Genomic DNA, 13744 nt, shown 5'->3' on the forward strand with positions numbered 1-13744 from the left:
ATATATTAGTTGACTTTTAAGAGATAGAAGATGAATATTATATTCCTATTCATTCAATAAAACATATAATTTATAAAAAGTGATTAAATAGGGTTACCAATTGGTAACCCTATTTCTATAAATGATACAGAAACATGTTTGATCTTGAATGAGCTATATTAAAACAATAGAATAGAGTAAGAATGGAGGTTATAAAAATGAAACAAAACAAATATGATGATAAAAGTTTTTTTGATAAATATAGTAATATGGAGCGTTCAAAAAGTGGACTTGAAGGTGCTGGAGAGTGGCATGAGCTTAAGAAAATGCTACCAGATTTTCAAGGCAAAAGAGTTTTAGATTTAGGTTGTGGTTTTGGATGGCATTGCAGATATGCAATAGAAAATGGTGCAAAGTCGGTCATTGGAATTGATATTTCACAAAAGATGTTAAATGAGGCAAGAAGCAAAACAAAATCAGAAAAAATCCAGTATATATGTATGCCAATAGAGAATATTGATTTTCCGGACAGTTCCTTTGATGTTATTATAAGTTCATTAGCACTTCATTATATTCAATCCTTTGATGATGTTTTAAGCAAAATAAGCAAGTGCATTTCAAATGGCGGAGAAATTATTTTCTCTGTGGAACATCCGATTTTTACTGCACAAGGGACACAAGATTGGTATTATGATGACAAAGGTAATATCATGCATTGGCCAGTTGACAAATATTTTACTGAAGGTGTCCGTAATGCAAATTTCTTAGGTGAGGACGTTATAAAATATCATAGAACTTTGACAACATACTTAAATAGCCTTATAAAAGCAGGATTTGAAATAACAAGGATTATTGAACCAAAACCAACTGAGGATTTGATTTATACTATTCCTGGAATGTTGGATGAATTACGCAGACCAATGATGTTGCTTGTATCTGCAATAAAGAGGTAATAAGAAAGTGGTTGGTATATCACTTTCAGAGAATGTTTTCTTTTATCAGTAGTGTAGCACTGTCAGAATATATTCGTTGAGGATTACTGCTACTTTTTATTTGCTTTGGTAAATTGTATTTGTAATGTCATTGAAGTATAATGCTAGGGTGCATTTACAATAAATAAGCAAAATATTTATCTATTAATTTATTTTAGGAGGGATTATTATGAGCATAAAGATGATGCATCATGTTTGTATCCAAACTGAAAAATATAATGAATCACTTGAATTTTACACTAAAATTTTGGGATTTGAATTAGTTTCAGAAACACCAAATTTTCATAACCGAGCGTTTAATACCTGGTTAAGGCTAGGAGAATTTATGATTGAGTTGCAGACTGGTAAAAAAGAAGAGAAATTAAATAGCTGGAGTTCATCAAATGAAGGAATAGTACATATGTGTTTTTTAGTGGATAATGTTTTAGAGGAGCTTGATAGAATAAAGAAATTAGGATACAACAGCTTCAAGATAAAAGATGGAGAAATAGTGTATAAAGTTGAAGACGGTTATCTATTTAAAATTAAAGCACCAGAAGGTACAGAATTTGAGATAAGAGATTTACTGATAAGTTAGTAGAATATCAGAAGTATTAAAAAAACTAACAGCAATACTCATTAATATTGCTATTAGTTTTTATTTAACTATCTTTAATATTATTTTTTACATTTTATAAAAGTAAAAGTCATTGGAGGCTTATCATTTTTATGGCCATCCTGCTCGTCAATTTCTGAAACTTCTACTAATCCATACTTTTCAAATTCTTGTTTTACTGAGTCAGCATCATAAAAAAATAGTTTTACCCCATAGGTGGTCTCAAAATAATCTTTAGCTAATTGTGTACCTTTTCCGTACATTGGAGCTTTTTTTGAAACTGCTGTGAATATCATATACCCATTTGGTTTTAGCTGGTTAAAGCAGTCTTTTATTAATTTGCTTCTTTCATCTTCATTTAATAAGTGGATAAGCCCATAACAGAAGATGCCATCATAAAGTTTGTCATCAAAAGGCATATCTGTTACTGAACCATGATAAATCTTAGCGTCAAGTCCATTTTGTTCTGCTAAATCAATGGCTGTTTTTGATATTTCAATACCAGTTACATTAATTCCATTGTCAGAGAAAATCTTTGCATTTCTTCCATAACCAATGCCTGGTATTAATATATCTTTAGCATTTTCCTTAAGAAAAAGGTCTTTTGCTAAGATAGCTGAGTGTGAAGGCTCAAGGCCCCACATCATTTGTTTTTCTATAAAACTTGCTTCCCAAAATTCAGTCATACATATTTCTCCTTTAAGTTTATTTACACTAAGTAGTGCAGAAGTTTTCACTAGTATATAGAGTTTATTCTGAATATAAGTGTGGCTACTTTCTATGCTAACCCTGTTCTAAACTGACTATTATATAAATCTGCATAGAAACCACCCTTTTCAATAAGCACATTATGAGTTCCTATTTCAACAATTTTTCCATCCATTAAAACTATTATCTTATTAGCACTTTTAATAGTACTCAACCTATGAGCTATAACAAAAGTAGTTTTCCCCTTCATTAGATTTAGTAAAGCCTTTTGAATTTCCATCTCTGTACGAGTGTCGATGGAAGAGGTGGCTTCATCTAATATTAATATAGAGGACTTAGCTAGACTTGCTCTTGCAATAGCTAAAAGCTGTCTTTGGCCATGGGATAAATCATTACCATTGTCAGATAAGACGGTGTTATATCCATTAGGCAGCTGCATAATAAAATTATGAGCATTTGCTAGCTTGGCTGCTTCTATAACCTGTTCATCACTTGCTGTAATATTTCCATATCTTATGTTTTCCATAACAGTTTCTGAAAATAGGAAAGTGTCTTGGAGTACCATGGATACGTTTTGTCGTAGGCTTTCCTTTTTTATAGTGTTTATATCCTTACCATCAATAGATATTCTTCCGCTATCGATGTGATAAAAGTTGGTTAATAAGTTTATTATAGTGGTTTTACCAGAACCAGTAGGTCCTACCACCGCAACTAAGATGCCTTTTTCTGCTTCTAAGCTCAAGTTTTCTAAGATTTTTTTATCCTTAGTATAAGAGAAATTTACCTTTTCAAATTTCACATTACCTTCAAGAGATTTAATGTCTTCAGCATTTAAAGCATCTTTTTCCTTGTCCTCATCTATAATGTCAAAAACTCTTTCCCCACCGGCTAAGGCACTTTGTATAGTATTAAACAAGTTTAATATTTCATTGATTGGTCTAGTAAAGCTTCTCATATAAATAATAAAGGTTAGAATGATTCCTACAGTTAAACCACCCTTACCAGAGATAGCTAGGTATCCACCAAAAACTGCTACTATAAGATAGGATAAATTATTTATAAAGTTATTTACTGGCCCCATAAATCCAGAAAAGCCTTGAGCAAAAATTGCACTATTAGTCAGCCTTTTATTTATCTCTGCAAATTGATCCTTTACTCTTTCCTCTTCTGAAAATAAAATTACAGTTTTTTGTGCTGAAATTATTTCTTCAATATAGCCATTAAGATTACCTAGCTCCCTTTGCTGTTTTACAAAGAAAGGTTGAGTTTTTGTTACAAGAACTTTTGTAATAATCAGCATAAGTGGAGTGGTAATAAGGGTAACCACAGTAAGAGAAGGACTTAGTATAAGCATAGCAATAAGCATGCCCACTATATTTATAATCCCTGAGAAAAATTGAGTTACACTTTGGGATAGGGTCATACTAATATTGTCTACATCATTAGTTAACCTACTCATAATATCCCCACTAGAATGGGTATCAAAATATTTTAAAGGAAGACTTTGAATACTTACAAATAAATCCTTTCTAATATTTGAAGAGGTAAGTTGAGAAATATAAACCATTAATCTATTTTGGAAGAAGGTAGCTGCAATGTTTATAAGGTATATGATACCTAAAACCAAGCAAATATAGGCAAGACCAGTTAAATCTTTATTTTGAATATATTTGTCTATGGCATAGCCATTAATCCTTGTTCCCACAATGGAAGTTATGGTTACTATGAAAGAAAGGGTAAAGATAATAGCTAGAGCCCACTTTTTACTACCTAAATATCGAAGAATTCGCCAGGTAGTTCCTACAGGATCCTTTAGTTTTTCTTTTTTTCTATTGAATCTACTGCTGTGGTCAACTCCAGGTCTTTGTATTGAAAATTCCTTTTGACTAGCCAATTTTCTTCACATCCTCTCCTAGCTGTGAAATAGCTATACTTCTATAAATTTCATTGTTATTCATTAAATAGTCATGGGCACCAATGGCACTAATTTCACCATTATCAATTACAATAATTTTATCTGCATCCATAACTCCTGAAATCCTTTGAGCAATAACAATCATAGTTTTATTCTTAAGTCTTTTCTTTATGGAGTTTTGAAGTCTTGCTTCTGTTGCCATGTCTAGTGCACTAGTTGAATCATCCATGATGAAGATTTTACTATTTTTTATCAATGCTCTAGCTATGCAAATACGCTGCTTTTGACCACCTGAAAGATTGTGACCTCTTTGTTCAATATTACTTTGAAAATCCTTTTCTTTCTTCATTATAAAGTCATAAGCTTCTGCATCCTTGGAAGTTTCAATGAGCATATTTTCATCAGCTGATAAGTTACCAAACTTTATGTTATCCTCTATGGTTCCAGAGAAGATAGTGTTTTCCTGAGAAACTAGACTTATATTTTCTCTAAGTTGTTTTAGGTTTATATCTTTTATATTCATTCCACCTATTAGTACTTCCCCCTCTGTAGCATCGTATAACCTTGCAATGAGGCTTACTAAAGTGCTTTTACCAGAACCTGTGCTTCCAATTATACCAACCTTTTCTCCTTGGTTAATGTTAAAGTTAATGTGTTTTAATACGTATTCACTGGTCTCGTTATACTTAAAGGAAACATTTTTAAATTCTATTTCATAGTTATCAAAGTTTCTAGCTTGTTCCTTATTCTCAATAGAGGGAACCATAGAAAACACTTTATTGATTCTATCTGCAGAGGCCTTTGCACGAGAATAGTTAATTACTATGGTTATTAAGGCTATAAGAGAATTCATGGTTTGAGTAATATAATTTATAAAAGCCATTATAATACCTACTTGAAGAAGGTCTTTACTCACCATAATACCCCCAAACCAAATAACAGCTATTACAGTAAGGTTCATTACAAAAGACACTATTGGCCAAAGAATCATATTTACATTTTGTGCTTTAATGTTTGCATTTTTTAGCTCCTCATTAGCTAGGTTAAACCTATGAAGCTGTTTATCTATAATATTGAATACTTTTATTACCTTTACTCCTAAGATATTTTCCCTCATAACAAGATTTATGTTATCAAGTTTGCTTTGAAGCAGTAGAAAAAGGGGGTAAGAATACTTTAGTATGAAAATTATTGCAAGAATTATTATAGGTAAGGCAATTAAATATATGGTTGCAAGTTTTGGGCTAAGGTAATAGGACATTATAATACTGCCTATGCAAAGGAAGGGGGCTCTAACCATTATTCTTAAGGCAGTGAGCATCATGTTTTGAACTTGTGTTACATCATTAGTTAACATTGTAATTAGTGAGGAAGTTTTTAAGGCATCAATTTCATGAAAGGATAAGGTTTGGATTTTATTAAATAATCCTTGTCTTAAATTTTCACCTAGCTTCATGGTAGCAATGGAGGCAAAAAAGGAGCAGCCACTGCCACCTATTAATCCAAGAAATGCAGCTAAAAGCATTTTACCTCCTATAGATAAAATATAGGGTGTGTTGCCACCAGCTACACCAACATCTATTATTTGGGACATAAAAGTTGGCTGCATTAAATCCATAGAAACCTCTAGGAGCATCATTAAAGGTGCAATAATTGCGCAAAGAATTGCACTACCTTTTAAAAATCTTAATAGCTTAAGCATTATCATCTTCCTTTCCATCTAAGTTACTTTGAATTCTATCTAATAATTCAATAGCCTGAAGCTTTTCTTCTTCTGAAAAACCCTTAAAACAAAGATCATCTATTTTGTTAAATATGACTCCTACCTGTTTTTGAGCCTTTACTCCCTTATCAGTTAAAAAGACGTTTAAAATTCTTCGGTTTTCGCTATTTTGACTTCTATAAATAAGTTCTGCTTTTTCCATGTTAGCAAGCACACTAGTTACAGTTGCTGGTTTAATCCTACAATTGTCCGCAATATCCTTTTGAATGCATCCATTATTCTTTGCAAGAAAACTAAGTATTTTAGGCTGTCCTTCAGTTAAGTCAATCTTAGCAAACTCCCTGAAAGCAAGCTTTCTATGAGTTTTTGATAGTTTTATAATTGCTTTATGTAATTCTTTCATAATTACCTCCAAAAATAATATTTAATACTTAGACTTCAAATAGTTAAGTATCTAATAGTTAGATATCTAATTTAATTTTACCACATTTTTTTTTCAGCTGTAAAGCCTTCCACGGGAAAAAAATATTTTCTTCATCCTCAAAAAGTTTTAAGAAAACTAAGACAGGATTAGGTATAGGTAAGTATTGAATTTAGTTTTTATAAATTTATAACATGAAAAAAGTTAGTAATAAATGCAAGGGAACAAAGGGGTGGAGGTAAATTGCTATAAAGTGACTCTAGGGGATACAAATACCTGGATGAAATTACTTTGGATTTAAAAACTCATATAAATTCAATGTAGATTGAATTTATAGATAAACTTTCTGTAAAAAACCAAAGTATCATATGAATGTTTTTTAACCTATAAAAATAAATAAATCTTTGTAAAAAATCTTTAATTATAATAATAAGACAAGTATGCAAGCAATTGACAAATATATCATTAAATGATATATTATATTTAAGGATATATCATTTAATGATATAAAAAGATTAAGGAGAATTTTATGCCAAGAAAAGATTCAATTGATATTGGGGAATTAACAGATTCAGCTTTTTACATTTTATCTAGTGTTATTGAAGAAAAGCATGGCTATCTAATTATGAAAACTATTGAAAAGTTTACTAATAATGAGGTTAGTATTGGCCCTGCATCACTTTACACCACGTTAAAAAAACTTTTAGCAGCGGAGTTAGTGGAATTAAGTGCCGACACTGATGAAAGTAAAAAAGTATACAAAATTACAGACAAGGGTACAGAAATGCTAAAAAAAGAAATTGAAAGAAAAAAGCAAATGGTTAAATTTGCAGAGAATTTTTTAGGGTAGAAAAAGGGGGTATTTTTATGAAGAATAAATATGTAATGATTGGAGGACTTGCCTTCAGCGAAGAGAGCGATTTAGAAAAGCTTAGAAAATATGCAAAGGAAGGCTGGATACTAGATAAGATAGTAGGAGGATTTTTCTATAAACTAAGAAAAGCTGAGCCTCAAAATATAGTGTACAGTTTAGATTATCAAAATGAAGCAAATGAAGAGTATTTTGCTATTTTTAGAGAAGCGGGCTGGACTCCTGTGGTTTCTGTAGAAAATCAAATGTATATTTTTTCAGCACAAGAGGGTACTAAGCCTATTTATAGTGACAGTAAAACAGAAATAGATAAATATATAAAAATGAAAAACCAAATGAAAAAGGGATCAATTGTATTTTCCATAATAGGCGTAGTATTAATAGCTTTATTAGTCCTTTCTTTTATGTTTATAAGACCTATATCTATAATTCTTGAGTTATTATTAGTAATTGATTTTGTTATATTTATTTTTAGCTTCATGCCTTATATAGCCTATAGTTCTAGAATTAAGCAAATGAAAAAATATGGCAAATGTAATAGTGAATTAATAAGTAGTAAGAGCATGTGGAAGATATACCTATTTTCAGGTCTTGGGATATTAGTTGTAGGAATAGCAGATTTACAAGATAAACAAGGATGGGGAGGATTTTGGCTGATTTTAGGTATAGGGTATGTTAGTTTAGGCATAAGAGAATATAAAAAATACAAAAGGTCTTTGAAAATATAAAGATAAGGGTAAATTTTATTTTGAAGTCATTGCGGAGATTAATATGAAAAATAGCTGCAATAGTAATAGCTATGTATGTAGTAGGCATTAATTAAATAATCTGTGACAGAAGTTTAAAGGAGGATATCGAATTAAATTGATATCCTCTTTTTTGACTTTAAGTATAAGTTGAAGCCGTTGGTGGGTATATATGAATAAACAATAAACTTTTTATAATATGGAACCTTTTGTCCACGTTGATCGTCTAATTATTAGAGGAGGTAGAAGAGAATAAATATTATAAATAAAAAAATGAAATTTAAATAGTAATTAGGGAGCTTATCTAAAAGAGGTAGATAGGCTTGTTAGTGTATATTTTATAATTTTTATTTCAAGGCTTTTCATAGTTAATTTCAATAAGGAAAAGGCTTAGATAAATCAATTTTAAGATCAGGGGTGGAGAGATGGATCGTAAAGATAAAAACCAGTGTTTAGAGAAACAAGAAAACCAAGGAAATATAAAGGGGAATAAGAGAGGGAAAGATATATTTTTTAAAACAGTACTAGTTTTAGGTATTATTTTAGCAGTGCTTACCACAGGGATATATGTATATTTGCAAAGCTTTAGCAATAACTCAGTTGCTTTGAAGGAAGAGAGTTCCATTGGCGAAAAACAAAATAGTGGAGATGTCAGCAAGAAGAGCAAAGAAGATGAAATAAATAAATCCACTAATTTCTTAGTGGTAGGGGTAGACAATGGAGATGGCGATGAAAACAACAAAAAAGATCCAAGAAGAACTGACACAATGATGGTAGTTCATTATAACCATAAAGAAAAGAAATATGATGTCATATCAATTCCAAGGGATACTAAAGTTGAAATCAATGGAAGTACTAAGAAAATTAACGATGCTCATTTTCTTGGGAAAGTCCCTTTAGCTGTAGAAACAGTTGAAGAGCTATTAAACATTAAGATTGACCATTATGTAAAGGTTGATACTATAGCTTTTAGAAAGTTTATAGATGCCTTAGGTGGTATAGAGGTGGTTGTCGATAGGGATATGTTCTACGATGACAAAGTTCAAAACCTCCATATAAACCTTAGTAAAAGTGATAAACCACAACTACTTGATGGTAAGCAGGCTGAGGACTTCATTAGATGGAGAAAAAATAATGATGACACAGGATACTTAAATGGAGATTTAGATAGAATTAAACATATGCAGGGATTTTTTAATACTGTAATAGATAAGGTTCAAAGTCCATCCATAATAACAAAAATCCCAGGTATTTTAACGATGCTTCCAAAGTATATTGAAACAGATTTAAATGCTGCTGATATAATGAAATATTCTATGAGTCTAGCTAAGATGGAAAAAGAAAAAATAGGATACCATACAATTCCAGGAGAAGCGGGGTATGAAAATCTCAAATCCTATTTCTTTTATGATGATCAGGAAAGTAGTAAATTGAAAGAAATTTTCACTGATGGGGAACTAGCTAGTAAGGAGAAATAGCAAATAATATAAAAATAGTGCATATAAAGGTATTTTGCATACTTTTATATACACTATTTTATTTTTAAAAGGATTTTACTATCTTCACAGAGCTTCACTATTTACCACTTATGTGTAAGAAAATATAATTCAGTTAAAGCTTTAGATCTGCAAAGCTCCAACTTCTAACATAGCCTTTTTTCTAACCTCACGCCGTGCGTAGAAGAACACTCCTACTTGACCAAGACCTGCTAAGCCCCAGGTTACAGGATAGCATATAAAAAGTGTAACCATAGTAGGGTGCCAAGCAAATATAGTAGCCAGCCAAAGAATTCTCATAAGACAGGCACCTACAAGGGTGCAAAGCATAGGAAGTATTGAATAGCCCATGCCACGAGTTATTCCAGGGAATACGTTCATTGTACCACAAGTAAAGTATGCAACCATCATAACTTTCATTCGTAGCATTCCTAGATCAATAACCTCAGGACTGTCAGTATATAAGCCAAGCAGTGATCTGCCGAAAATTAAGGTAATGCTACCTAAAAGGATCCAAGTTGCAAAAATAAATATAGCGGATACCTTTGCAATAGTATCAAGTCTATGGTATTTCTTTGCCCCCATGTTCTGTCCGCTAAAGGAAAGAGCAGCATTGTAATAAGCATTCATTGTAGTACCAATAAAGCCTTCTACATTGCTGGCGGCGGAACTTGCTGCCACCATGGTGGAACCAAAGGAATTCACTGCTGATTGGATAAGTACATTGGAAATAGAGAACAACATACTCTGTAGGCCTGCAGGTAAACCAATTTTCAAAATAGCCTTCAGTTTCTCAGGATTAATTCGTAGCTTACGAGGAATGAAACGGATGGCTCCATCACTTTTTAGTAAACATAACATAATAAGAGACACTGAAACATATTGGGAAATCACTGTTGCCCAGGCAACGCCATCAACACTCATGTGCAAAACAATTACAAAGAACAAGTTTAATACCACATTCACAATACCAGCAATGATGAGATAGTTCATAGGACGACGACTATCACCTACAGCTCGTAGTATAGCTGCACCAAAGTTGTATACCATGCTGGCAGGCATACCAATAAAAAAGATTTTCATATATAGTACTGATAGATCAAAGATATCTGCAGGGGTACCCATGAGACTAAGTAGGGGTCTACAAAAGATAAGACCTACCAACGTCACAATGATACCGCCAATGATACTTATAGCAATAGAAGTATGAACAGACTGACTTACCTCCAACTGTTTATCAGCACCTAAATCTTGGGCCACGATAACATTTGTACCAACAGATAAACCCATAAATAAAGTGACAATAAGATTAATAAGAGAACCTGTTGCTCCAACTGCAGCTAAAGCATGGCTGCCAGAAAAGCGACCTACAACTATCATATCTGCGGCATTGAAGAGCAATTGCAACATATTCATTGCCATAATAGGCAAAGCGAATATCAACATCTTACTAAGCAGAGGTCCACTACTCATATCCATATTGCGCTTTTGAGAGGTCATAAGAGCTCCCCTCCTCATATTTATTTTGTGAATTTTCACAATCTATTCTATAATACTTATTTTAATACTGGTTGATACCTAATACAACACTGAAAGCTAGGATACACCTATTTAAATATCTTGGAAGTGGCAAATTAACTGGGTTATAGAAAGTTTAGGATGAAATAAAATAATTTGAAGACAGATATAATTTATAAAATTATATTAACCTTGTGCTTAGAGAAAGACTTTTATCTTTGTTATAATATAGTTTTCACAAAAATATAGCTTCACTAATTTATACAGGCGAAGAAGGAATACAAGTTGGGGACAGGTTTTCATAATAAAATAAACAAGTTTACAATATAAAGGTTTTTATGTAATAATATTAATGTAAAAATAATAACTTGAAAAAATGTAAAAATAGTGTAAAATATTAAAGTAAAATGTCGATAGATATATTCAATTGGAAATAGGGAGGGATAAAAAGTGAAAGGGATTAAGGTTAAAAGAGGTGGGCTAAAATTCAAGCTTATATCAGTGATTACAGTACTTATACTATTGCCACTTGCAATATTAGGAGTTACTTCATTTTTAAAGTCTAGTGCTATAATGGAGGAAACTTTAAAAAGTGCAAATATGGAAGCAGTAGAACAAGTGCAGCAATCAATTTTATACTATAAAAACCAATATGATAATTCTGCCTTACAAATGAGCAAGGATAGTAACATTCAGCAGATTAAAGTAAATCCAAATAACATTGAACTGATGATGAAAACTTTTAAGGCCTATTCAGAGTCTCATAAAGAGGTTGAAGCTATTTATTTGGGTACAACAGATAAGAAATTTTATAGATATCCAGAAAAGAAGATGGCTGATGATTATGATCCAACTGCTAGACCTTGGTATAAGCAGGCTGTTGAGAAGAATGCTGTAATATGGACAGAGCCTTACAAGGCAGCATCTTCAGGCAAGTTAGTAGTTTCTGTGGGAATTCCCGTATATAACACTTTTAATAATGATGAGTTTTTAGGTGTGGTTGGAATTGATATAAGTCTAGAAGCTCTATCTAACAACATAAATGATATAAAGGTTGGAGAAAAGGGTTATGTAGTTCTTTTAGATAATAGCCTTAATGTTATGACGAATAAGAACCAAGAACTTATAGGCAAACCCTTTGAGCAGAAAGATGTTGAAGAGGCTATAAAAAATAATCAAGAAGGCTATAAAGAATACGATTCACAGGAAGAGACTGGATTGGTTAGGAAAATTGCTACCTATAATAAAGTTAAAGATTTAGGATGGACAATAATTGCAACTACATACACTGACGAGATAACTAGAGAAACAAGTAAAATGCTATATAATACTTTAGTAATAGGAATGATTTCACTTATTGCTGCTATGATTATTTCTGTAATGTTTGCCAGTAGAATAACTAAACCTATTAATTCTCTTTTATTATCTATAACTAAGATGAAAGAAGGGGATTTTACAGCAAGATGTAATATAAAAAGTAAAGATGAGATAGGAGAGTTGGGGGAAGGTTTTAATAAAATGCTTGATGAAGTAAGCAACCTGATATATAAAATTCAGGATATATCAAAAAACTTAGGCACATCTGCAAGCAGTCTTGCAAGTGTAGCAGAAGAGACTTCCGCCTCAGCTCAAAGCGTAACCAATGCAGTTGAAGAGATTGCCATAGGAGCATCTCAAGAAGCTTTAGAAACTGAAAAGGTTGCAAATCTTACATTAACTCTATCGGAAAAACTTAACAATCTACAGTATAATACTAATGCTATGATGGATTCTACTGAAGATGTAATAAATATAAACAAGGATGCTGTACAAGTAGTAGAAGAGTTAATTGGAAATAATAAATTAAATGAAGCTTCTATAAGCAATATCGAAGATGCAATAGTTGAGCTAAATGATAGAAGTAAGGAAATATCTAATATTATAAATACCATAGCTTCAATTGCTCAGCAAACGAATTTATTAGCATTAAATGCTTCAATTGAAGCTGCTAGAGCAGGAGAAGCTGGAAGAGGTTTTGCTGTGGTAGCTGAGGAAATTAGAAAACTTGCTGATGGCTCAAATAATGCAGCTAAAGAAATTAATAGTATAATAGTTGATATACAAAACCAAAGCAATAATACTGTAAGTAAAATGAAGGAAGTAAAAGAAATGTCAGAGGCACAAACCTTATCTGTAGACAAGGTTAATACTTCTTTCGAGTATATATATAAGTCTACAGAAACTATAGCAGATTCTATAAAGCAGCTAAGTGAATCTATTAATATGATTAATGAGGACAAGGAGTCTATAGTAGAATCTATGCAAAATATATCTGCAATAACAGAGCAAGCAGCAGCTTCTTCTGAAGAAGTAACAGCATCAATGCATGAACAGATCAGTGCAATACAAAATGTTTCTTTAACAGCAGAAGAACTTACAGGCACAGCAGAGCAATTAAATGCGGAAATGGCTAAGTTTCAAGTTACAAAATCATAAAAGATAAAAAGAGTATGACTTTACTATACGTAAGTTATACTCTTTTTTACTAAATCTATAGATAAAGATTATATTTTAGTAAAAAGGTTTTATTAAAGTGTAAATGAACACGTAAATAGACTTATTTAAAGTACAAAAAGAATTTATATATTCAAGTTGTATGTAATAAGATATATAATAAGTAAATATATTGATTATATGTATTAAAATGCTAAAATTGAATAATAAGGGGAAAGTAAACTTTTGTATTTATATTAATAAGCTATTTCGTGGGAGTAATAATTTAATGCTGAAGTAGTTTTTTA

The 13744-nt window shown here is 31.6% G+C and carries 11 protein-coding genes; 6 read left to right on the forward strand and 5 right to left on the reverse strand.

Annotated features, from left to right (window positions below; all coding sequences use genetic code 11):
• Window positions 1-197: 197 nt before the first annotated feature.
• Together B3040_RS05110 and B3040_RS05115 are read left to right on the forward strand one after the other, a co-directional pair.
• Window positions 198-932 carry a class I SAM-dependent methyltransferase gene (locus B3040_RS05110; RefSeq protein WP_291570859.1) on the forward strand — a complete coding sequence of 245 codons (735 nt, stop codon included), beginning with the start codon at window positions 198-200 and terminating at the stop codon, window positions 930-932.
• Between the two features lie 208 nt (window positions 933-1140).
• A complete protein-coding gene (locus B3040_RS05115) occupies window positions 1141-1548 on the forward strand; it encodes a VOC family protein (RefSeq protein WP_291570861.1) in 408 nt (135 codons plus the stop codon).
• 80 nt (window positions 1549-1628) lie between these two features.
• Here the strand turns inward: B3040_RS05115 and B3040_RS05120 are convergent, their stop codons facing one another.
• From B3040_RS05120 to B3040_RS05135, 4 genes are all read right to left on the reverse strand, one after another.
• Window positions 1629-2252, reverse strand: a complete 624-nt coding sequence (locus tag B3040_RS05120) for a class I SAM-dependent methyltransferase (protein WP_291570863.1) — start codon at window positions 2250-2252, stop codon at window positions 1629-1631.
• 92 nt (window positions 2253-2344) lie between these two features.
• A complete protein-coding gene (locus B3040_RS05125) occupies window positions 2345-4168 on the reverse strand; it encodes an ABC transporter ATP-binding protein (RefSeq protein ID WP_291570865.1) in 1824 nt (607 codons plus the stop codon).
• A complete protein-coding gene (locus B3040_RS05130; protein ID WP_291570867.1) occupies window positions 4161-5891 on the reverse strand; it encodes an ABC transporter ATP-binding protein in 1731 nt (576 codons plus the stop codon). Before B3040_RS05130 ends, B3040_RS05125 begins: the two co-directional genes overlap by 8 nt.
• Complete coding sequence (locus B3040_RS05135; RefSeq protein WP_291570869.1) at window positions 5884-6315, reverse strand: MarR family winged helix-turn-helix transcriptional regulator; 432 nt, start codon at window positions 6313-6315, stop codon at window positions 5884-5886. Before B3040_RS05135 ends, B3040_RS05130 begins: the two co-directional genes overlap by 8 nt.
• A gap of 547 nt (window positions 6316-6862) precedes the next feature.
• Between B3040_RS05135 and B3040_RS05140 the strand changes: the two genes are divergently transcribed.
• The 3 genes from B3040_RS05140 (at window position 6863) to B3040_RS05150 (ending at window position 9428) form a co-directional block, all read left to right on the forward strand.
• Window positions 6863-7183 (forward strand): PadR family transcriptional regulator, encoded by a 321-nt coding sequence (locus B3040_RS05140; protein WP_291570871.1) that lies wholly within the window; start codon window positions 6863-6865, stop codon window positions 7181-7183.
• Window positions 7184-7200: 17 nt separating this feature from the next.
• Window positions 7201-7932, forward strand: coding sequence for a DUF2812 domain-containing protein (locus B3040_RS05145; RefSeq protein ID WP_291570873.1), 732 nt, complete (start codon window positions 7201-7203; stop codon window positions 7930-7932).
• A 443-nt stretch (window positions 7933-8375) separates the two neighbouring features.
• On the forward strand, window positions 8376-9428 hold the full coding sequence (locus B3040_RS05150; RefSeq protein WP_291570876.1) for an LCP family protein: 1053 nt from the start codon (window positions 8376-8378) through the stop codon (window positions 9426-9428).
• A 141-nt stretch (window positions 9429-9569) separates the two neighbouring features.
• On the opposite strand, the gene B3040_RS05155 is transcribed toward B3040_RS05150, so the two are convergent.
• Window positions 9570-10946 (reverse strand): MATE family efflux transporter, encoded by a 1377-nt coding sequence (locus B3040_RS05155; protein WP_291570878.1) that lies wholly within the window; start codon window positions 10944-10946, stop codon window positions 9570-9572.
• Window positions 10947-11414: 468 nt separating this feature from the next.
• On the opposite strand from B3040_RS05155, the gene B3040_RS05160 reads away from it, so the two are divergent.
• Window positions 11415-13439: a methyl-accepting chemotaxis protein gene (locus B3040_RS05160; protein ID WP_291570880.1), complete on the forward strand. Its 2025-nt coding sequence runs from the start codon at window positions 11415-11417 to the stop codon at window positions 13437-13439.
• The last annotated feature ends 305 nt before the right edge of the window (window positions 13440-13744 follow it).

Source organism: Clostridium sp. UBA4548 (genome assembly GCF_002387895.1).
Taxonomy (GTDB): Bacteria; Bacillota; Clostridia; order Clostridiales; family Clostridiaceae; genus Clostridium_J.

Excerpts from the sequence above, each read along its gene's own strand:
- B3040_RS05115 (WP_291570861.1), top strand. The coding sequence starts at position 1,141 with ATGAGCATAAAGATGATGCATCATGTTTGTATCCAAACTGAAAAATAT.
- B3040_RS05130 (WP_291570867.1), bottom strand. The coding sequence starts at position 5,891 with ATGCTTAAGCTATTAAGATTTTTAAAAGGTAGTGCAATTCTTTGCGCA.
- B3040_RS05110 (WP_291570859.1), top strand. The coding sequence starts at position 198 with ATGAAACAAAACAAATATGATGATAAAAGTTTTTTTGATAAATATAGT.
- B3040_RS05155 (WP_291570878.1), bottom strand. The coding sequence starts at position 10,946 with ATGACCTCTCAAAAGCGCAATATGGATATGAGTAGTGGACCTCTGCTT.
- B3040_RS05145 (WP_291570873.1), top strand. The coding sequence starts at position 7,201 with ATGAAGAATAAATATGTAATGATTGGAGGACTTGCCTTCAGCGAAGAG.
- B3040_RS05120 (WP_291570863.1), bottom strand. The coding sequence starts at position 2,252 with ATGACTGAATTTTGGGAAGCAAGTTTTATAGAAAAACAAATGATGTGG.
- B3040_RS05140 (WP_291570871.1), top strand. The coding sequence starts at position 6,863 with ATGCCAAGAAAAGATTCAATTGATATTGGGGAATTAACAGATTCAGCT.
- B3040_RS05135 (WP_291570869.1), bottom strand. The coding sequence starts at position 6,315 with ATGAAAGAATTACATAAAGCAATTATAAAACTATCAAAAACTCATAGA.
- B3040_RS05150 (WP_291570876.1), top strand. The coding sequence starts at position 8,376 with ATGGATCGTAAAGATAAAAACCAGTGTTTAGAGAAACAAGAAAACCAA.